At 40.8% G+C, this 21134-nt stretch carries 15 protein-coding genes; 2 read left to right on the top strand and 13 right to left on the bottom strand.

The window, feature by feature from the left end:
* Positions 1-15: 15 nt before the first annotated feature.
* The 5 genes from IEE86_RS05715 to tagD all read right to left on the bottom strand — a co-directional run bounded on the left by IEE86_RS05715 (position 16) and on the right by tagD (position 7826).
* On the bottom strand, positions 16-843 hold the full coding sequence (locus IEE86_RS05715) for an ABC transporter permease (protein ID WP_191096342.1): 828 nt from the start codon (positions 841-843) through the stop codon (positions 16-18).
* 171 nt (positions 844-1014) lie between these two features.
* Positions 1015-3381: a CDP-glycerol glycerophosphotransferase family protein gene (locus tag IEE86_RS05710; RefSeq protein WP_191096341.1), complete on the bottom strand. Its 2367-nt coding sequence runs from the start codon at positions 3379-3381 to the stop codon at positions 1015-1017.
* Positions 3382-3562: 181 nt separating this feature from the next.
* Positions 3563-5824, bottom strand: a complete 2262-nt coding sequence (locus tag IEE86_RS05705) for a CDP-glycerol glycerophosphotransferase family protein (RefSeq protein WP_191096340.1) — start codon at positions 5822-5824, stop codon at positions 3563-3565.
* A 48-nt stretch (positions 5825-5872) separates the two neighbouring features.
* Positions 5873-7339 (bottom strand): alpha-glucosyltransferase N-terminal domain-containing protein, encoded by a 1467-nt coding sequence (locus IEE86_RS05700; RefSeq protein ID WP_191096339.1) that lies wholly within the window; start codon positions 7337-7339, stop codon positions 5873-5875.
* Positions 7340-7436: 97 nt separating this feature from the next.
* The gene (tagD, locus tag IEE86_RS05695) at positions 7437-7826 is read right to left on the bottom strand and encodes a glycerol-3-phosphate cytidylyltransferase (protein ID WP_008343212.1); all 390 of its coding nucleotides are present in this window, start codon (positions 7824-7826) and stop codon (positions 7437-7439) included.
* 371 nt (positions 7827-8197) lie between these two features.
* Between tagD and IEE86_RS05690 the strand changes: the two genes are divergently transcribed.
* Entirely contained in the window at positions 8198-8968 is a 771-nt protein-coding gene (locus IEE86_RS05690) for a WecB/TagA/CpsF family glycosyltransferase (protein ID WP_191096338.1), read from the top strand.
* 11 nt (positions 8969-8979) lie between these two features.
* The gene (locus tag IEE86_RS05685; RefSeq protein ID WP_318010253.1) at positions 8980-10167 is read left to right on the top strand and encodes a CDP-glycerol glycerophosphotransferase family protein; all 1188 of its coding nucleotides are present in this window, start codon (positions 8980-8982) and stop codon (positions 10165-10167) included.
* A 17-nt stretch (positions 10168-10184) separates the two neighbouring features.
* On the opposite strand, the gene IEE86_RS05680 is transcribed toward IEE86_RS05685, so the two are convergent.
* The 8 genes from IEE86_RS05680 to IEE86_RS05645 form a co-directional block, all read right to left on the bottom strand.
* On the bottom strand, positions 10185-12815 hold the full coding sequence (locus tag IEE86_RS05680) for an N-acetylglucosaminidase (RefSeq protein ID WP_191096337.1): 2631 nt from the start codon (positions 12813-12815) through the stop codon (positions 10185-10187).
* 127 nt (positions 12816-12942) lie between these two features.
* The gene (gene manA / locus IEE86_RS05675; protein ID WP_191096336.1) at positions 12943-13893 is read right to left on the bottom strand and encodes a mannose-6-phosphate isomerase, class I; all 951 of its coding nucleotides are present in this window, start codon (positions 13891-13893) and stop codon (positions 12943-12945) included.
* 145 nt (positions 13894-14038) lie between these two features.
* Positions 14039-14860: a carbohydrate ABC transporter permease gene (locus tag IEE86_RS05670; protein ID WP_191096335.1), complete on the bottom strand. Its 822-nt coding sequence runs from the start codon at positions 14858-14860 to the stop codon at positions 14039-14041.
* A complete protein-coding gene (locus IEE86_RS05665) occupies positions 14857-15828 on the bottom strand; it encodes a carbohydrate ABC transporter permease (RefSeq protein WP_191096334.1) in 972 nt (323 codons plus the stop codon). Before IEE86_RS05665 ends, IEE86_RS05670 begins: the two co-directional genes overlap by 4 nt.
* A gap of 56 nt (positions 15829-15884) precedes the next feature.
* Complete coding sequence (locus IEE86_RS05660) at positions 15885-17150, bottom strand: ABC transporter substrate-binding protein (RefSeq protein WP_191096333.1); 1266 nt, start codon at positions 17148-17150, stop codon at positions 15885-15887.
* 102 nt (positions 17151-17252) lie between these two features.
* Positions 17253-18671 carry a response regulator gene (locus tag IEE86_RS05655; protein ID WP_191096332.1) on the bottom strand — a complete coding sequence of 473 codons (1419 nt, stop codon included), beginning with the start codon at positions 18669-18671 and terminating at the stop codon, positions 17253-17255.
* Complete coding sequence (locus IEE86_RS05650; protein ID WP_191096331.1) at positions 18665-20107, bottom strand: sensor histidine kinase; 1443 nt, start codon at positions 20105-20107, stop codon at positions 18665-18667. The genes IEE86_RS05655 and IEE86_RS05650 overlap by 7 nt, the downstream gene beginning before the upstream one ends.
* A complete protein-coding gene (locus IEE86_RS05645) occupies positions 20104-21105 on the bottom strand; it encodes a sugar-binding protein (protein WP_191096330.1) in 1002 nt (333 codons plus the stop codon). The genes IEE86_RS05650 and IEE86_RS05645 overlap by 4 nt, the downstream gene beginning before the upstream one ends.
* Between the last annotated feature and the right edge of the window lie 29 nt (positions 21106-21134).

Genomic DNA, 21134 nt, shown 5'->3' with positions numbered 1-21134 from the left:
TAATCTCCTTACTTTTTAAAGAAAATCGACAAATTTATCCCTGAATTTCATATGAAGCAATGAACCGACTGTTAAAAGAAGAAGCGTGATCAGCCAAAAATAAAGTGTATATTTGACATCATGGAAGAACCATTCTCCCTTTAACAAGCTATTTCTAAAACCATCAATAATATAGAAAAGTGGATTCAGTCTTAAAATATCTCCAATCCACGCTTTGTCTCCAGTGAGCTTCTCTGAAATATTCCAAAAAATCGGCAGCAAAAAGAAAAGTAAGCGTGTCACTGATTGTAACAGAAATTGATAGTCCCTCACGAGTACGCTAATGGTGGAATTAAACAAACTAAACGAAAACATAAACGCGATCATACATATAAGGTAGTAAATATATTGTAGCCAATGCGCGTCAGGATATATGCCATAGGAAATCAGCACAATGAAATAGACACCCATCATGACAAAATAGCTAAACAAATTGGACATAATCACCACAGACGGCAGCGCACTAATCGGAAAATTCATTTTCGATACCATATTAATGCGTTTAAACACACTGTTTGATCCATCAAGAATCGTCGGACTAATGAAGAACCATGGAATTAATCCGGCAAGCATCCAAATGATAAATGGAACCTCCATGCCTCCAATGACAATTGGCTGTCCCCCGCGAATGCCCATACCAAAAACGAACCAGTAAGCCAGCATTTGAATCAATGGATTTAAAAACTGCCATAAAACACCTAAATAATTCATCTGATATTTTGATTTTGTTTCATAAACAGCAAGTCGCATAATCAGCGGAAATGAGCTGATTTGCTCCTTTAATATCGTCAACATTGCGTTCATTCTAATCTTCCTTAGATATAAGTTTTTGGGATTACTTTTTTAAAAAGCACCGCTCATAATTGTAACAGATAACGATTCACATTTCATCTTATAACAAAAGTCGTGCTAGTCAAACGAGAAGGCAAAAAACCCCTGAATCCTTTCAATCATAGATTCAGGGGGCCTAAGACATTAGATAATTTGATGCTCTTTTAAGAAATCTGTAATTCTTTTCGTATTTTGATTATCGTTAAAGCTGTTGATTTTCAAATATTTTTCTTTATATTCATCTTCCACAACATACTGATGATCAATCGCATGTTTGACAATTCGAATCAGGTCTTGTGTATTATATGCAATCGGTCCTGGTGCATTTTCTTCGTTTACAGGAGGGATGGCCTTATACTGTCTAATTAAATAATCTTTCTCTTCCCAATAAAAAATAGGGTAGGCTCCTCTATATTGTGCATCATAAATAGCAGAAGAATAATCAGTGATAAACACTTTTGATACTTTTAGCGCTTCCGATGGATTATCAGAAATAATATGCTTATACTGAGGTAGATTTTGATAAACGTACTGCGAAAATTTGTTATGCGGTACAATTAACAGACGATCGAGAAGACCTGCTTCTTCAAAGCTTTTGATAATTTTGATCAGAACTCTATAATAAGATGTTTCTTCAATTCTATTTGTATAAATAAGCCCCTCTTCCCAATATCGGTAAGTTGGCATAAAGGCGATCTTATCTGCACCATCTACTAATTTTGCATGGTCAAAGGTTGCAAGCCCTGTCAAAATTAAATCCTCACGGTCATATTTCATCTTATAAAATTCACCGGCCTCTAATTCAGAGCTGATCACTGATTTATAAATATTGTATTGGTTTTTGTCTTTATGAAATCCAAAAGCCATTGGATTATCAACCGGTTTCGCAAACATAATGCCATGTTGTAAAAAGACGAGCGGGACACTCATGATTCTCTCTCTGAGATGATCAATGTATAATCTATCATTCAGAACATGGTTAGATAATTCACTTGAAATAAAATAGCTGGCGTTAAAGATACTCAAGTAGTGTCGCAGGCTATATTTCGGAATAATCCCCTTCCCATATTTAGCCTTCAATGCTGGATATGCGCTTGATTTCTTATTAAGAATAAAGTAATTTCTTGAGTCTGTTTGACATTTCTCTTGTACGTAGTCATACACTCTAATAGCTGATTCATCTGCTTTATCACTCTTTTTCTCAAAAAACAAATTCACACCATACTTCTTGTCTTTATAGAAAGATGATAAGATGCTCGCTATTTTTATTTTTACTTTACTAAATAAAGAATATTCCTGTGAATAAGGAATAATGGTTGATGTCACATTTCCAAATAGATTTGTTCTTAGTACTTGAAGCTTGTCCCCATTCTTTTTCGTGATATATGTTTTCACCTTTTTATCTCTTTTTTTCAACCTTAAACTATGGATAATTCGGTTATCATTTCCAACGAATAAGTTATTGTGGATTCTGCTGTCTAAATCAAGATCATTTAACGATATTTTAAAGAAACCATACCTTTTCAGAAATTTGATCTTTCTAAATGGTCTTATAAATTTCGCCAGCTGGTGTTCAGAATTTCTAATGTAAAGGTATTCATACTTTTGATCTGAATTATAGGCGTAATGCGTCAATCTTCCATAAATATAAAAACTATTAAACAAACTAAAAATGCGTAATCTTGATGTATGTTTTGTAACGAGATATGGGTTTCCTCTCACTAAGTAAACGCCATTCGCTCTTACATATATGTAATATCTTTGTTTATTAATGACCAAGATATTAAGAATATTGTCTTGTTTGAATTGCTCTAACGTATCTTTACCAAAAATTTTGAGCGGTTGATATACAGGAACAAGTCTAAAGTTGACGATTTTCGTTTGCTCAGTCACCTTATTTAAAATTTTGATTTGATTACGGTTATTGACAATCACTTCAATATCTTTATGTTCCTGTATCACATCAAACAAAATTTTCCTTACATTTAGTTCTTTATTTTGACAGTCATACGTAATAACTAAGTGGAAAGGGCTGTATATGATAAAGGAGATATCCACAAATCGTCTATCCGCCCCATCAATGGTCAAATCCATTTTATAATTCTGGTTGATCTCATCTACGTTCAGCAACCCTGAAAATAGTAACAGTTCATCTTCGCCTCTATACAAACCATAACGATCTATCCCTAGTTGTTTGACATAGATATCTTCAAATTGATTGTTAATCTCTATAGGATGAATTTGATTTGGCTGAATCATGTCTGAGCTTTCTTTCACAATATATAAATTCTGATCTTTAGCATAGAGATAGATCATTTCATGAGAGTTGCCTATTGTGGATTCCAAAATCAATTGATCCTTTACATCAATTTCACAAATCCACTTTGATTCGTTTACATGTAACTTTTCAAACTCAAAAGTGCACAATTTCTCTATTTCATCAATATATAACACTAGCTTGTGTTCATCTAAATTGAGAATTTCTATAAAATTATGATAAAGTTTATACATTGAAGCACCTCTATATTATTTTCAGCATATTTACATTAACGGATAATCTTATCTAAATTTAGCATGTTTATTGTTAAATTTCTATGTTTTTTTATTTTTACCATTACTTTTAAATATGTGTAGAATGGAATAAAAAACACAAAAAGTACCGTTCAAAATGTGAAGAACGGTACTTTTTTCACTATTTTTCAGAAAACACCACTTCAACAACCCGCTTCGACGACTCCCCGCTCTCTAAATAGCAGAATTTTTCATAAAACGGTGCAAATGAAGCTGGTAATGTAAAGGTTGGTTGTTCTGTTTCTCTTACCCAGTCAATAACACTTGCTGTCTCTTTCACAAGCGGTCCAGGTGCTTCTTGTTCAAAGTCGAAGTAGAAGCCTCTTAGTTTGTCACGATATGTTTCGATGTCTGGTACATAGAACAGCATCGGACGTTTGAGATTTGCATAATCAAAGAACACGGATGAGTAGTCTGTGATGAGCAAATCAGAAATCATATAAAGGTCTCTAATGTCTTCGTAATGAGAGAAGTCATAGGCAAAGCCTTCATATGGTCCTAGATCAAAGTTTTCAGCGACTAAATAGTGCATACGAAGAATGATGATATATTCGTCTCCGATAGAGGCTCTTAGCTCATGCAGATCAAGGTCCAAATCAAATTTGTACTGCCCTTTTTTATAAAATTGATCGTCTCTCCATGTCGGTGCGTATAAGATCAATTTTTTATCAAGCGGCAGGTTCATCTTTTGTTTGAGTGCTCTCATCGTTTCTTCATTGTTTTGATTGTGAAGGAAGTCATTTCTCGGATATCCTGACTCAATCATCGTCTTTTGAAATTGGAACGCACGTGTAAAGATTTCAGTCGAGTAGGCATTAGGTGAAATGAGATAATCCCAATTCGATGCCTCTTTCGTGAAATTCTTTTTGTATTTTTTCGTGTTTGTTCCAGGCATATGCACCTCGTCCATGTCCATTGCCAGTCGTTTTAACGGCGTACCGTGCCAAGTCTGCAAGTATGTGGTGTGGTCTGGCTTTGGAACCCATAGAGGCAAACGGCTGTTTACGACCCAATACTCGGCTCTTGCCATCGCAAAAATCCATTTAAGTGACAGACGATTGATATAGTAGATACCCTTTTCCTTAAAGGGTGCTTCATGCCCTTTTTTGACGCTCCAGATCAACGTATATTCAGGATGATGTTCTTTCATATACTCATAAATACCACGCGGATTACAACTGAATTGTTTTCCATTAAAGCTTTCAAAAACAACGGTTTTCTTTTTGACAGACAGCTTACTCGCCAGCTTAAAGGTCGTTTTGAAGGTAGTTGTCACAAGTCGGTTACGGACTTTTTTGATTTTGCCAATTTGCTTTTTGAATTTCTTCCATTTGCTTTTGACGTAGTACTTCGCACGTGTTTTCATGGTGTAATCATTGATTCGGATGCCAAGCGTTTGTCTTTTTTTCTTTCGGTACACTTCATACCGAATCGGTACATCGTTTCGTTTATGAATTCGAACAAGTCCTTTGAGTTTGTTCGAGCGATCTCCAAGCACCAAAGAAGCAGTTGTTAATGTTTCCTCTACTCCGTTCACATCGCAGATAAATTCTAGATAGAAGCGGTATACAAAACGTTTGTTTAAGGAATAGGTTAATTCCTGCAAAGGAACTTCAGTTGAAAATTCATAAAGCTGTGGTGCTTGATGATCATCACGGTAATTGACCGCTTCATCTTTTATATGAGTCATGCTTACTGGAAAGCGATGCTCAATGGGCTCTTCTCCATTTTTCTTCAATAGAAGCTTTACTTCCTTGATCTGATAAGGATGCTCCGCACTTAGAACACCTGCATATCCAGATAAAGATAACGTACATTCTTTGCTGAGCCCGATGTGATGGAATTTCACAACCTTTAGCTCACGTTTAATTTTCAAAGAAGCATTCCCTTTGTCTGTGCGATATGGAATGACATAGAGCATCGCATCTTTATTTTCTAGGAAAGTCAGCTCAGGCTTCTCTATTTCCATTTTTAAACGGCATTTATAGTATGGCGTTTTCTCTTCTACTTCTGAGTGATCCGCTTCTTTTACTTCGTCATCCTCTTCTTCCGAATCAGAATCATAAGCGGAGTCCTCAAGCTCGTCTTCGTCCTCTTCTTTGTTTGTACTCAGATAGTCCGTGACATATAGGTTATATGTCTGGCCCTGCTCTAACGCAAGCGGTAGCGATGCTTCACTCAATACCAATTTGAATAGATTCTCTTCTTGATGAACAAGCGGAAGGAAAAGTTCTTGTTTTGATACCCTTTCCCTCATAAACAAATAAAATTCTCTATCTGTTAATGGCATGTCATCGTGAATGCGAACAAGCATTTCTAGTTTTTCATGATGATTTTTTAACCCTTCAACGACACTCTTCTTATGAATTCCCTCTTCAATCATTAATCGTTAATCTCCTCTGTTCAGAAATCTTACCGCTATTTTGTCTCGTTATTTCACTTTCCAAGAATAGTTTCCTTGTTTCGTTCGATACGACCATCCATCAATTGATGATGGTTTATTGGTGAGCAGCTCTCCCTCTACTTCTAGACGCTGCAAAACTTCTTGAAGTTCTTCTGTTTTAAAACGAATGTAAAAATCAACATATTTCGTTTGATTGATGTCAATGTTTTTCTTTGTTTGAAAATGACCAATTGGGAAGCTGACTTGATGATTTTCGTCGATTGTTTGAGAGATGATTTCAGCTCCATTGACTCGATCATATCCTGCGAAATCTATTTGCACATGATCCGCATGACTCATTTCATCTTTCATCTCAAGGTGAAGATGAAGAACATGATGCTCTGAGCTTAGATCACGCAGGACCCATTTCGTACGTTCTACGATGCTTCTCAGTTCATCTTTACGCTCACGATTTTCGAGCATATGGTGAAGTGATGTATTCCAAACAGACATTTCGTCAGAAGGCACAAGATAAAAATAGGCTTGTCTTCCCAATATCTTCTCGACATCTTCTTTATGCTTAGTATTCGCAAAGAAGACGGCATCCACTTGCTGCTTTCTGATTTGTTTAAATAATTCTCCATATTGAGAATAGAGCTGATGTGGATCGTCTTCATAATGTGCGTCATGCACAAATGCGGCATAATACGTTGTTTCAGGCTGATCCATGTTAAACAGGTGCCGATCCTGATCCCGGTCCTCTGTGATCATCAGCTTCAGACGGTCATTTTGTGATTGAACGCTAGATAGCCATTGTTGTTTTATATCTGTTTTCTTTGTAAATGTTTGAATCCCTGTTTTTTTATACCAATTGATATGGCGGACTGGATTCTTTTTTGCATCACCAGCGTAAATGATCTCCATAAAAATGCTGCCATCATCCTTGATCAATTCCTCCAAATATAGTGCGCCTGTATGAGGAACAAAGCTTTGTACTCTGCGCAAAGCTCCCTGCCAATTGTATTCTTCCCTCTTCACTAATTGCTGCTCTTCATTATACTGATCAAGATAACAAATGGGGGCAGAAGGCAGCTCATATCTCGTCACCTGAATGGTCGATTCGTCTGCTGGGAGGTTTGCTTCATTGATTGAATGCGATACTTCACCGGCAATAAACTCTGAATAACGTCTTTTATTTCCGCTCTCCGGTAGAATATAGTGTTCAAATACATTCATGATGTCAATTTGAGGATGAAGTGTCTCCTCTATGCTGTGAATACGGTCCTTCACATTTACATCGAAATTCAAAGTTAAAATCGCAGCACGTTTATGTTTGTCAGCCAGTGGCTTTAATCTCGCTTTTAAAGACTTCGTTAAGCTCTCATCCTGTTTTGGCACATCACCCATAATAAAGTAGTAGTCCATATCAGGCATGTCAACTGATGTCATTGTTTCATGTTGTTCAGGTTGATCCAATGTGTGTTCAACTTTTTTCTTCATCCAATTTTGAAACAAAGGAAGCTCTCCTTAAAAATAATGATGACTTGCTCATTGTATTTTACATGAAAAAGTACTTCTCACCAAAAGATAAGAAGTACTTTTTTTCGATCTATTAAAGTCCTGCAATTTCTTCCTTAATTTGTGTTGTCGAGATGCCTTCTGTTCTCTTCAAGTATACGACTTCGCAATGCTCTTTCAAGAAATCGAATTTACCTTCCCAGTCATCTCCCATGACAAACACATCAATGTCGTGCTCTTGCACGTCACGGACTTTTTGATCCCAGCTATTTTCTGGAATGACCTCATCTACATAACGAATGGTTTCTAAAATCAGCTTTCGATGCTCATAGCTATGATAAGCCTTTTTCGATTTTTGCAAATTAAACTCATCTGTCGAGATGGCGACCACCAAGTAATCTCCAAGCTGCTTTGCACGCTCTAGCAGCTTAATGTGCCCCCAGTGTAATAAATCAAATGTACCGTAAGTAATAACTTTCTTCATTGCAAACATGAACTCCTTTCTTCATTCCTTATTCGACTGCCTTCAATGCAGTATTGTTTATCCGTAATCCTATTATCTTCGATCATATTTTTCGCTCTTCGGAACCTCATTATATCACAGCGCCCATCAAACGTTAAGCAGATGTAAAGACAAACTATTTCCAATTTAATGGGCACGGAATGAAAAGTCCGAAAAATCAATGTTTCACTGATCATCAACTGTATGAAATTATGAAAATGTCATCAAATTTAAAGGATTGTAAAGTTATTGTTAATATTTCATGGAGCAACTGTGATAAAATGATGAGTAGGCGAAGAATGAATTTACAATGAACGTTCATAGATAACAAGATGAAAAAGGAGGTCTGAACAATGCAAACAGAAGTGGTCTCTAACCTTTCTTATGTAAACGGCGACTTAGATGAATTTATTAGTTATATCAATCAGCATCATATTTCTCAGAGAAGAGGCGCCATGATTGCGACTGTGAATCCAGAGATTGGTTATGCAGTCATGAAGGATGATGCGTATCATCAAGTCGTCTCTTCTGCTGATTATGTATTGCCGGATGGTGTAGGCGTCGTACTGATGTCACGCATGACACAAAGTCCGCTTAAATCTAGAATCGCAGGCTTTGATGTCTTCATGTCTATGCTTGATCTAGCAAACAAGCAGTCTAAAAGTATCTTTTTATACGGTGCGAAACAAGAAGTACTTGAGGCTGTCAAACAGCGGATTGATACGGAATATCCAAATGTGGTCATCGCAGGTAGCTGTGACGGCTATCAAGCCGATAAGCGTTTCGTGGCGAAACAAATCGCTCGCTCGAAAGCAGATATGGTGTTCGTTGCTTTAGGTTATCCAAATCAGGAGAACTTTATTTATGAATACCGCCATTTGTTCCCGCAGGCTGTTTGCATCGGTTTAGGCGGAAGCTTTGATGTATTTAGCGGAACGGTGAAGCGTGCACCCCGCTGGATGATCAAGACAAATACGGAATGGCTGTACAGACTGATTGTCAATCCGTGGAGATGGAAACGAATGCTGAATATTCCAAAGTACGCCTTTGCCGTATTGAAAGAAAGCAAAGGGAAAAAACGTTACTATCCTGAGCATGTAAAGGATCAGACGAAGCAGCTATGAGAGACTGATCGATGATGAATATACGCTCAATCATCATTTCATGCTATGCAGCCTTTGTTTCTTTCATTGGATGGCTGATGAGCGGCGTGAAACCACGTGAAAACCAGGTGACGCTGCTTGTTTCATTCCATGAGAATGCGGCTGCTCTCATTCATACCTATCAACAACAAGCGAATATGACGATGGAGCTGACAGTCCTCTATACGAAGCATGCTTCCCATATAGAAAAGGACGAGCCGCATTTGTCATTTCGCTATTTTCATGAAAAAAATCCTTTCCATCTCATTCAATGTATTTATACGATGCTAAAAAGCAAGGTCGTCGTGACGGATAATTACTTTCTCATGACAAGTGTATTAAGAAACCGGCCTTCTACCACCTGCATTCAAGTATGGCATGCCAATGGCGCTTTGAAAAAGTTCGGCCTTGAAGACGCTTCAAATCTCGAACGGAGTTCACGTGATATGGAACGCTTCAAACGGGTCTATGCGTCTTTTGATTATATCGTTACGGGTTCAGATCACATGCGTGAGATTTTCAAGTCATCGTTTGGGGTCAATGACGAACGTTTTTTACTAACAGGTGTACCGCTGACAGATGTGTACTATGATGAGCACCCGCCTTCCTTGAAGCTAGATCATTTACCCAAAGGGAAAAAGGTACTGCTTTACGCACCGACCTATCGAGATTATGCAATGGACAGTCTTGCCCTGCCTTTTTCAAAGGAGCAATTGCAGACAGAGCTGAATGGCGACTATATCCTGCTTGTCAAGCTTCATCCTGCGGTGAAACATTTAGCGAAGGCAGAAACAGATGGTGAATGGATCTTTGATGTGTCCGATCAGCCGCTCTATCCTTTGCTTCGCGCTTGCGATGTTCTGATTACGGATTATTCGTCGATTGTGTTTGAATATGCACTGCTCGAAAAACCTGTTTTGTTCTTCACTTATGATTTAGAGACTTATCGAAAGAAACGGGGCTTAGTCGATCGTTATGAAGACATCATTCCCGGAAAGGCTTGCGTCACTCAGGACATGCTCTTGAAGGAGCTTTTGTATCTAAACGAAGCAGCCAATGGAGAACGAATAAAAACCTTTGCTGAGGAATGGAACCAATACTCAAAGGGACAATCAAGTAAGCAGCTCCTATCATTTATTGAACAACAGCTCTTACAAAAAAAACGTCCGGCTTCTCAATAGGAAGCACGGACGTTTTTTTATTTGTTGTAAACCGGAATATCATAATACAGCGTATAGTTATCAAGTAAGTTATACAAACTATACATACGAGTGACCTGCTTATAAGCCCATCCAATATCCGTAGCATATTGATGAGTGGCTGTCGCAGACCAGCGCATTTTATAAATGGTATCTTGTTTGTATGTGGCGTTATTGATATAGCTGTTGCCAATGAATTTTGCCCCGCCAATAATGGCTGCCTCTGGCGTGAACCATTGCTGTTCATACGCATATTTAGCACCGAGATAATTCGGATTGCTGTCGTATGCGCCAATGCCATACATGTTATATACTTTCTGTCCATTAAACATTGTACCGTTCGCTAAAATCGAACTTCCGTTACCCGTTTCAAGTAGCGCATGAGAAATCAGATAGATTTCGTTGATGTGATACGTTTTCGCTGCTGTAATAAAGGCTTGTCCTTTTCCGGCAAGAATTCCTTTCCCTGCTAAAATCTTTGAATTGACTTCAGTCGGATTGAGATTGGCAGCTTCAGAGAGTTTAAGAAATTGAAAATACGATTGAGTGCCCTCAGCGATATTAGCTGGATCTACATATTTTAATACTTCTGCTGAACTCGCATTTCTCCAGCCAAGACTGATCTTGATCCAGTTTCCTTCTTTCCCGAGCTGTTTCACTTTTGTGCCTTTGTTCAGCTGTGCCACGATGTTGCTTGCAGAGCTTGAATCGGGTGTAGAACGTACATTTAATCCATCCGTATTCACTGTTGATGTCGCTGGATCTACATATGCTGCATAGACATAGGCCGCACCATCTGTTTGTGGTGACACTTTCATTTGCTTATTCACCATTTCATCGACAGTGAGATTATAATTCGTTTGCATCACCATTGGGCCATTTTTGATTTTTGTTGCTGTGGCCGTCCAGCCATATTGGCTTTTCACAAAAGCAATGGCCGCATTCGCATTTGGTAATCCTGTAAATTGCTGCGTGATGTTCATTTTATATGTCGGTGTTGTTGTCGTTGTATAAGTAGCTGTTTCATTCCGTTTTTTGAAAAATGCCATCCCTTGGTCTCGCAAGGCGGCAGTCGCAATGACCCCTGTTTTCATTTGATATTGGCCATAATCGGTTGTACCCGTTTTTTGAGCAGCGGCCTTCATTTTTTGTTTCGTCAAATAACTAAGTGCTTGATTCAGTTTTGTCTGATTCACAGTTGCTTCTGTCGTGATACGGTATTGCTTGACAGCTTCTGTCAGCGTTTTTGTACTACTGGCTACCCCATTTTTCTTGATGATCTCTTGAGCCTGCTTCACTTTACTTTGATCATAAACAGGTGTTGTCATAAGACTATACGCCTTGCTGACAGCTTGCCCCTTCCCTGTCGTGATGCTGCTCGTCATCTTTTGCACTTTTAAGTATGCAGCGCCTTTATTCACTTTCGCTTGATCCGTTGCTTGATTGACAACGAGTCGATACGTGCTGTCTGAGGCTTTACCCGTCTTTTTAGCTGCTGCAGATACCTTTTTCTTTTGGAAGAAGGTCGTTGCTTTTTTCGCTTGATCGTCTCCTAAAAGGTTCCCAGTCACGACTTGATATGGCTGTGTAGATGAAATCTTTTTAGCTGTATAGCGCCATTTCTTTTTCTTGAAAAAGGCAACCGATTTTGTGTAAGCTGTATCATTCAATTGATTGAGCTTCACGATATAACTTTTCGTCTTCCCTACTCGCTGCACAGTACCTGCAGCACCGGTTTGTTTCTTAATTTGAGCCGCAGCTGATGCTGCTTGTTTACTGTCTTTGAAATAGCCTGATTCCATGCTATAGACATTTTTAGCGACCCCGGTCTTCTGAATCTTCCCGCTGATTTTCGCTTCTTTTTGAAGCTGGGTAAGAAGTGTTTGGGCTTTCGACTGGTTGGCTAGTGCAGCTGATGTGACGGTGTAATAAGGCTTGCCTGCTACCACCGTTTGAAGCACTGCTTTTAAGTCAGATTCCTTTTGAAAGCCTTGCAGAATGGTATTCGCCTTACTTTGTCCAACGATACCGCCTGAGATCAGCTGATACACAGTGCCAGCCTTGCTCTCGGTTTGGTATGTACTAGTGACGCCTGCCTGCTTTTGTAATTCTGTTTGAATATTTTTCACTTTCGTTTCAGAATCAATGGTTCCTGATATGACCTGATAAGATGGTCTGCTTTGATTGATCACTTCATAGGAGCTATTGAGCCCTGATGTTTTCGTTAACTCGACCGAAAGCTTTTTCGCCTGACTTTCATCGTTGACCGGGTCAGTTACGATTTTTTGTAAAGGTAGGCGCTCACCTACTGGAGACACCGTACCGCTCATACCTACCTCTTTTTTTAACGCAGCTGCACTTGCACTCGCTGCAGCTAGTGAGTCGAATCCTGAGGCAGTGAGCTGATAGGTCGACGTATTCCCTGATGTTTGATAAGTGGCTGTCCACTTTTTGTCTTTCTTTAGTGTTTCCACTGCTTTTTTCACTTCTGATTCTGTTGTAAATACTTTTGAGGTGCTAATCGTATAAATGGATTGATCGACATAGGAGGCTGCTTGCGCTTCTTTGCCCGTATGTAATGTCATACCAAAGGCAGCTGCGAGTAACATAATCTTGATGGTTTTTTTCACGTTCCCTGTCCCTCTCTTAACTTTGCATAATATAGTCTACTAATCTCTTTATCGACAAAAACAAATCTTCTTTCAAGTCATTTATGAAATAGAAAAATAGAGGACCCTCTTGAAGTCCTCTTCCCCTTTATATATGTGACACAATCAGTTCACAAGATCCTTCAATCGAGAAGCTCCCTGTTTCTGCCGGCAAAATGAAATGAGCTCCTTTTTGCAGTGGGTATGTATGCCCGTTATGTTCTAAGGACCCTTCTCCATGAATCACACTGCACAGCAAAAATGGATCATCTTGCGAAAGCTCTACCTTTTGATCAATTTCCCATTTATACACAGAGAAATATTCTGCTTCGACAAAGGTTCGAATGGTCATCCCTGGACGAGTTTCGACTGATTCATCTGTATAACCGTCTACATGAGGGACTGTTGTGACATCAATGGCTTGCGCAAAATGAAGTTCACGCTCATTGCCATCTTGGTCTTTTCTTTCATAATCATATACCCGATAGGTTGTATCTGAGCTTTGCTGCGTTTCAAGGACAAGTGTCCCTTCGCAGAGCGCATGGATGGTACCGCTTGGCACATAATAAAAATCACCAGGCTTAATCTTCACTCTACGCAAAAGCCCTTCCCAATCTCCACTGTTCATCATGGTCACAAGCTCAGTTCTTGTTCTTGCATTATGACCGTAGATCATTTCTGCGTCTTCTTTGCAGTCAATAATATACCAGCACTCTGTTTTCCCAAGCTCGCCATTTTCATGTCTTTCCGCGTAATCATCATCTGGATGAACTTGAACGGACAGGTCTTGGTTTGCATCTAAAATTTTTGTTAACAGCGGGAAGCGATCGCCTTCTATTCCCCCGAACAATTCTCTGTGATTGTCCCATAGTTCGATCAGCGTTTTCCCTTTATATGGACCGTCTTGCACGACACTTGGTCCGTTTGGATGAGCAGAAATTGCCCAGCATTCTCCCGTTTGATCAGAAGGAATATCATAGCCAAATTGATCCCTTAAGGCTGTACCTCCCCATATTCTCTCCTTCAATTCAGGCAGTAAAAAAATTGGTGACTGCTTCATTCAGGATGACTCCTCCCTTTGCTACCCTTTGATAATCCTTACCAAGCATTGAAAACTAGCAAGTCTCAACTTTAATTATGACGCTATCTAAAGAGAAGTCAATCCTTTCAATACACCGAATGAAAACGATAACATAAAAATTTTTTTATCCTTTCACAGAGCCTGCGAGAAGCCCTTTGACAAAGTATTTTCCGAGCAGAATATAGACCAATAGTGTCGGCAGTGCGGCCAATATCGCCCCTGCCATTTGGACGTTCCATTGCACAATTTGACTGCCTGATAGGTTTTGCAAGGCGACCATCACCGGCTGGTGCTCCGCCGTGGTCATCGTGACCGCAAATAAAAACTCATTCCACACATTTGTGAACTGCCAAATGGCGACCACGACAAATCCTGTGATGGAAAGCGGAAGAATCATATGTCTGAAAATCCCGATAAACCCTGCGCCATCCATTTTCGCCGATTCAATCATTTCATCAGGGATGCTCACATAGAAATTCCGGAACATGAGTGTTGTGATCGGTAGTCCATAGACGACATGGACAAGCACAAGACCTGGAATCGAGTTATACAATCCGACTTCACGCAAAAATTGAATGAGTGGAATGAGGATGCTTTGATACGGAATAAACATACCGAACAGCATCAAGGTAAACACCACTTCTGATCCTTTAAAGCGCCATTTAGACAGCACATACCCATTCATCGCACCTAATACGGCTGACAATAAAGTAGCAGGAATGACAAGATAAAGAGAATTGATTAAATTGGGTGATAGCTTTTCAAACGCGATTTGATAGCTCGAGAAATCAAGAGTTGATGGCAGCGACCACATTCGCTCAAGGGTGACTTCACCTAACGGCTTCAAACTTGTGACGAGCATGACATAGACTGGCATCAGAAAAAAGAGGCTGCACAAAATCAATAAAGCATACAGAACTGGACGGACAAACCATTTGGCGGTCATGATGAAGCCCCCTTCCGGCTCGACAGGAGATACGGCACGATAAAGACTGCAACAGAGATCAGCATGATCATCGCGATGGCGGCACCGCCTGCATAATGGTTACCTCTAAAGGTCATTTCAAACATATAAACGCCCGGTACATCCGTCACAAAGTTCGCACCCGGTCCTGTCATCGAGTAAATCAAGTCGAAAATCTTTAAAGAAATATGTGCCATAATAATAATGACACTTGCAGTAATCGGTTTTAAAAGCGGAAAAATAATCTTCCGGTAAATCTGCCACTCGGTTGCCCCGTCCATTCTAGCAGCCTCTCTCACTTCCTCTGGAATTCCTCTAAGACCCGCCAAATACATTGCGAGAGAAAATCCAGTCATCTGCCAAACAGCTGCAATCACGACTGCAATCATTGCCGCAGGTACACCAAACTCAATTTTCCCCCAGGCAAATCCGGCTAAAATGTTCGTATCCGTGTACCACTTTGGCTGGATGCCTATCGTTTTTAAAAATAAATTCACCCCAGTTGACGGGTTTAAAATCCATTGCCATACGACTCCTGTGACAACGAAGGAAAGGGCCATTGGAAAGAAAAATAAATTCCGAAAAAGAGATTCACCCTTGATCTTCTGGTCTAGTAAAATCGCAAGTGCCAGCCCAGAGGCAATGACTGCTCCAATAAAGAATAGAGTAAAAAAGACCGTGTTTCGCAGGTCTGACTGAAAGCGGAAATCTTGAAACAGCATGATATAATTTTGAAGACCTGCGAAAGAGAAATCTGGAACAAGCGAGGTCCAGTTGGATAATGAAACATACCCTGTCCAGCCAATAAACCCGTAAACAAAGATGAATAATAAAACAGCTGACGGGGCTAAAAATAGCAGCGCAAGCAGCTGGTCTCCATTCCATTTTTTCCGAACACGTTTTACTTTGGGCGTTGGTGCTTTTGTGATTGGCGATGTGTCCATGCGCATGAAGCGACACTCCTTTTTAAAAAAGAGGCGGTGCCTATTCGCCGCCTCCTTCGTCTTTATTTCATTGAATCTTTTAAAGATGAAACAAATTGGCTACTGTCTTTTTGTGTCACGAAAATATTGACGGCTTGATTCGCTTTTGTCACAAAGCCTTCTTCAGCAGCTGAGCCATGAGCGAGAGACGGCGCAAGCTTTGACTCTTTAAATGCCTTCATCGCCGATTTTCCGTATTCATCATATTTTGATACATCTGCATCCACACGTGCCGGAATCGATCCTTTCAACGGATTAAACGCATCCTGTCCTTCCACAGATCCTAAGACAGATAAGAATTTTTTCACGTTTTCTGGCTGTTTGACACCCTTCGGCAGTCCGAATGTATCAGTGATCACCATAAAGCTTCCCTCCGTACCCGGAGTTGCCACGTAACCAAAGTCTTGATTTACCTTCAAATCTAGATCATTCACAAAATATCCCTTTGCCCAGTCGCCCATGACATTCATTGCCGCTTCCCCTTTTGCTACGAGCTGCGAGGCATCCTGCCAGTTACGAGAGCTATGATCGTCGTTTACATACTCGAGCATACGTCCAAAGATGTCTGCCGCTTCCTTCACTTTTGCGTCATCCATTTTGATGTCGCCCGCCCAAAGTTTTTGATAATCATCTGCGCCTAATACACCCAGCAGTACGCTCTCAAACAAATGAGTCGCTGCCCAAGGCTCTTTGTCCCCAAGCGCAAGTGGTGTAATCCCTTTTTTCTTTAAGGCATCGGCTGTTTTGAAAAATTCATCAAAGGTCGTTGGCGGCTCTAAGCCTGCATCATCAAATACCTTCTTGTTATACCAGAGCACATTGCCCCTGTGAATGTTCACTGGTACTGAATAGATTTTTCCATCCTTGCTGACAAGGTCAATCAGTGATTTTGGAAATTTATCCTTCCAGCCTTCTTTTTCATATAGGTCATCTAGCGGCTCCATTTTGCCTGCTGCGACCCAGCTCTCGTTCAGCTCCGCCCCGCCATGTACTTGGAAGGTAGCTGGTGGATCATTTCCTTGCATCCGGCTAGTGAGGACAGCCTTTGCGTTCGTACCAGCACCACCTGCGACCGCTGCATTTTCAATTGGAATGTCTTTATTTTTCTCTTCAAACAATTGAATGAGTGCTTTCAGCCCGTCTTCCTCACCTGCCCCAGTCCACCATGAGAAAATGTCGAGCTTCTCCGCTCCGCCTTCTTTTTTTGCATCGGAGTTCGCCGATGAACTGCAAGCGGTGACAAGAAGCATACAGATCGTAAGTAACGTAAAGCCTAATTTGAACTTCATGATTGATCCCCCATCCCTTTTTTGTAAGCGTTATCACAATAAGTATAATGGCAGATCCTTGCTTTTTTTCAGGCGAATTTCTTCACTTTTTTATGAAATTCTTCATTTTTTTACGGACAGCTTTCGATATTCCTTCGGTGAACAGCCAACCATTTTTTTAAATACACGGCTGACATAATTGGGATCTGTATACCCTGCCTGATACGTAATTTCTTTTAAACTAAGCGAGCTGTCTTTGAGAAGCATCTTGATTTTATCCAGCCGGCAGGTTGTCACATATTCTTTAAACGTCAGGCCTGTCTCATCTTTAAAGCGTTTTGTGAAATAGGTAGGGCTTAAGTCAACATAGGCGGCAGTTTGCTCAAGTGTGATCTGTTCACAGAAATGCGTTTTGATGTAACGTTTTGCCCGCTCGATGTCATTCACGGTCTGAGCTCTCGCTTCATACACGTCAAATAAATACTCACAGCACTGACGGCATTCTGCTGCTGTGCTGATGGTCAAAATGGAGAGATCTGCACGGAGTCGTGATTTTAATAGAACCAGTAGCTCCTTTACATGTGAAAGTGCCGCCCCCTCTAATTCAAAAGCATCAAATAAGGCAAGCGCATCCTCTCTTCTTCCTTCTTCCAGCGCCAGCATCATGTCGTCGGCAAGCTCAGGCAGATGAATCAACAAATTGGACTGCCATCCTGTATCGTAAAAACCATACCGAACAACGCCGCCATCCTTTTTTCGCTGATAATAGGAAAGCTTCGCCTCTGCTGCACTTTTCTGAAGATGAAGCGGGTTTGAGACTGGGTACCCCATGCCAACAACAGGTGAAGGCTGTTCGCTTGTCATGGCGGATCGAATGGCTTGCAGGATATCTGCCTTTAGGTGGCCTGGGGATTGATGGCTGTAAATAAAGCATGTAAACCACTCACCGCCCATTTGGATAGGCACCACTTGAAAACGAGATGACTGCCGCAAATGGTTTAACAGCTGATCACCGCCTGCCCGCTGAACAGCGATGACCAGACCTGCTTTAAATTCCTGAAACAGCCGCTCAAACTCCGTTGAGGTATAAGATTGACCATTGATCACATGGGCTTCTAGCCACTTTGACTGCTCATTGACTGTCGCTGCCTTCCGCTGAGACGCTTCCTGATGAATTTCTGCCGCAACAGATCGAATGGCCGCAATGGTTTCATCTTTATCAGCTGGTTTAACGAGGTATTGTTTCACCCCTTCCTGCATGGCCTGCTTGGCATAATCGAACGTATCATAGGCTGTCAGCATAATAAATTTTGTATGCGGACTACTTGCTTTGATCTGTTTGATCGCTGTCAGTCCATCCATTCCAGGCATCTGAATATCCATGAGCACAAGGTGAATGGGCTCCGCTAGCGCAAATTCAACCGCCTTCTTTCCATTTTCAGCTTCTCCTGCAATATGACATTCTGGCAGCCATTCGGTCATGAACTTCCGCATCGCTAGTCGTTCTATTTTTTCATCATCTACAATCAGCACGTTCAGCATGCTGGTTCCTCCTTTATCGGAATCGCCAATTGGATGGTGGTGCCTTCGTTTGGCGTTGAATCAATTTGAAGGGCATCCTGCACCCCGTAAAACAAGCGCAGTCTTGACATCACATTTCGAAGGCCGATCCCTGTTGAGTGGCCTTTACTCAGTGTGTTCGGATCATCCTCTTCTTTTTCTGATAGCAATCTCACTTTCTCTTGTTCATTGATCCCCATCCCATTGTCCCGAATTCGAATCATGACATAGCCACCTTCTTGATAGATCGAGAGCTCGACAAGCCCGTCTTCCTCCTTTGGTTCCACGCCATGAATAAAGGCATTTTCGACAAGCGGCTGTAATGTAAGACTTGGGATGTGAACGGATAAACACGACTCATCTATGCTCGTTTTGCATGTAATACGATCGGCAAATCTCGTTTCTTGTATATGAAAATACTCTTTGACCACTTTCACTTCTTGATCCAATGTAACGGACGTACTGAGAGCAGACAGCGAATACCGCATCAGCGTGGAAACGGATTGAATCAATCTCGATGTGGCGTCTGCTGATTCTAAGTAAGCCATACGTGAAACGATGTTTAATGTGTTAAATAAAAAGTGTGGATTCATTTGGTTTTGCAGCGTTTTCAACTTCATATCTTTGATTTTTTGATCTAAGGCAGCCTTTTGTTTCATCTCTTCAATCATCATTTTCATCTCTTGCCGCATTCGTTGAAAGGCCTCATTTAATACAGAAATTTCATCCTTCGATGTGACATGCAAGTCCGCTCCATCAAAATTTCCTTCTGATACTTCTTTTACGCTTCGAGACAGATGAACGATTGGCCTTGATATCCCGCCAGCAATGATATAAGCCATCCATAATGCAACCCCAATCGATAACGTAAACAGACAAAGGGTAAAAAGCGCATAGGTTTGATGTCTTTTTTGAAGGGATTGATAGAGTACCTGATACTCGGATAATTCATCATCGAGCAGGGTCATCGTTTGCTCTTGTATATAGGAGGAGACAGTTCTTACCTCCTTCACACTTGCAGCATATTCTTTAATTTCCCCTTCTTTTACATATGTCATGGTCGCATCACTTTCATTCATGAGCGTCCGCATCATATATTGATATTTTTCAATAGAGGGGATTGCGGCATGAAGACCAGCATCCTTTCGCAGCGCCTGATCGTAGGCTTTCATTTTTTGTTTTGATTCAAGATATTGTGTGGCAAACTGCCGATCCTTCTCGATGGCATAGGCATTGACCTTCTCATACATCGTTTTTGCCTCTGTCGATATATCATTGAGCAGGAGAAAGGAACGAAAGCTTTTGCTATATTCTGATGTGATGTTCGAGCTGCTCCAATAGACAAAAAAAGCGGCCACGTTGCCAAGGAGCACAAGGATTAAAAATGCGAGTAACAATTTACCTCGAATCCTTCTCATGGCTGTACCCCCTGTGGTCTTTCTGTTTGCTGTAGAGGTAGATCCCCGCGACGAATCACACTCGTCCCTGTGTACTGTAGCGGTTCTTCCTTTTCGCCTTTCTGTAAACGAACAAGTGCTTCAACGGCTTGGTAGCCCATTTCATAAGGGTGCTGCACGACCACCGCATCGATTTTCCCTTTATCAAGTGCCTGAATCGTATCAGGCAATGTATCAAATGCGAGCACATAAAAATCAGTAGATGATTGATATTGGGCTGTTGCTTGAATGATGCCGACACCATCTAATGCACTTGTTCCATAAAATGCGGTCAGCTTTTCATGATCGTTTAATAGTTTATAAGCGGCACCCGAAGCCCCTGACTTCGTAATGGCTGATTCTTCTATTCCAGCAATATGAATACGTTTTTCAGCAGAAACGGCATCTCGAAATCCCTTGACGCGCAGCTTTTGGTGAATGGCATCAAGCCTCCCTGTGACAATTCCTACATACTGTTCACCTTTTGTATCTGCAATGAACGCCTGTCCTGCGATAAAGCCTGAATAATAATTATCCGTTCCTACATACACTTGACGCTTGCTCCCCTCTGCATCCGTATCGACCGTAACGACGTCAATGCCTTTTTCTCTTGCTTTTTGAAAGAGCGGTTTGTATTTCTTGGCATCAAGTCCCTGCGTCATCACGCCATCTACATGCCCAGCGATCGCCATATCAATGGTTTTCAGATGATCATCCAAATCTGCCTGCTTCGGCCCCAGGTATTCGAGATACACACGATGAACAGCCGCCGCATCAGCTGCTCCCTTTTGCACCAGCTGCCAATATTCATTATCAAGTTCCTCCGGTATAAGGACAAAGTGATATTGATAGGAGGACGCCATTTTTTCGGAAGCGCTTTCAATTTTAAATAAATCTTGACCTAACAAAGTTAAAAAGATAACAGATACCACACAAAATATGAGAAATGCACCCATTCCTAGCCACTTAGACAATTTCACTCATATCCCCCTCCTTTCCAATATTGCCA

It is taken from the genome of Bacillus crepusculi, assembly GCF_014764715.1.
In the GTDB taxonomy this organism is placed as follows: Bacteria; Bacillota; Bacilli; order Bacillales; family Bacillaceae; genus Bacillus.
The sequence above is the reverse complement of the archived record's forward strand: the minus strand, read 5'-3'. Positions and strand labels throughout refer to the sequence as shown.

Bases quoted from the DNA above. Each gene is read 5' to 3' on its own strand.
- IEE86_RS05715 (WP_191096342.1), bottom strand. From the start codon at position 843: ATGAACGCAATGTTGACGATATTAAAGGAGCAAATCAGCTCATTTCCG.
- IEE86_RS05710 (WP_191096341.1), bottom strand. From the start codon at position 3,381: ATGTATAAACTTTATCATAATTTTATAGAAATTCTCAATTTAGATGAA.
- IEE86_RS05705 (WP_191096340.1), bottom strand. From the start codon at position 5,824: ATGATTGAAGAGGGAATTCATAAGAAGAGTGTCGTTGAAGGGTTAAAA.
- tagD (WP_008343212.1), bottom strand. From the start codon at position 7,826: ATGAAGAAAGTTATTACTTACGGTACATTTGATTTATTACACTGGGGG.
- IEE86_RS05690 (WP_191096338.1), top strand. From the start codon at position 8,198: ATGCAAACAGAAGTGGTCTCTAACCTTTCTTATGTAAACGGCGACTTA.
- IEE86_RS05685 (WP_318010253.1), top strand. From the start codon at position 8,980: ATGATGAATATACGCTCAATCATCATTTCATGCTATGCAGCCTTTGTT.
- manA (WP_191096336.1), bottom strand. From the start codon at position 13,893: ATGAAGCAGTCACCAATTTTTTTACTGCCTGAATTGAAGGAGAGAATA.
- IEE86_RS05670 (WP_191096335.1), bottom strand. From the start codon at position 14,860: ATGACCGCCAAATGGTTTGTCCGTCCAGTTCTGTATGCTTTATTGATT.
- IEE86_RS05665 (WP_191096334.1), bottom strand. From the start codon at position 15,828: ATGCGCATGGACACATCGCCAATCACAAAAGCACCAACGCCCAAAGTA.
- IEE86_RS05660 (WP_191096333.1), bottom strand. From the start codon at position 17,150: ATGAAGTTCAAATTAGGCTTTACGTTACTTACGATCTGTATGCTTCTT.
- IEE86_RS05655 (WP_191096332.1), bottom strand. From the start codon at position 18,671: ATGCTGAACGTGCTGATTGTAGATGATGAAAAAATAGAACGACTAGCG.
- IEE86_RS05650 (WP_191096331.1), bottom strand. From the start codon at position 20,107: ATGAGAAGGATTCGAGGTAAATTGTTACTCGCATTTTTAATCCTTGTG.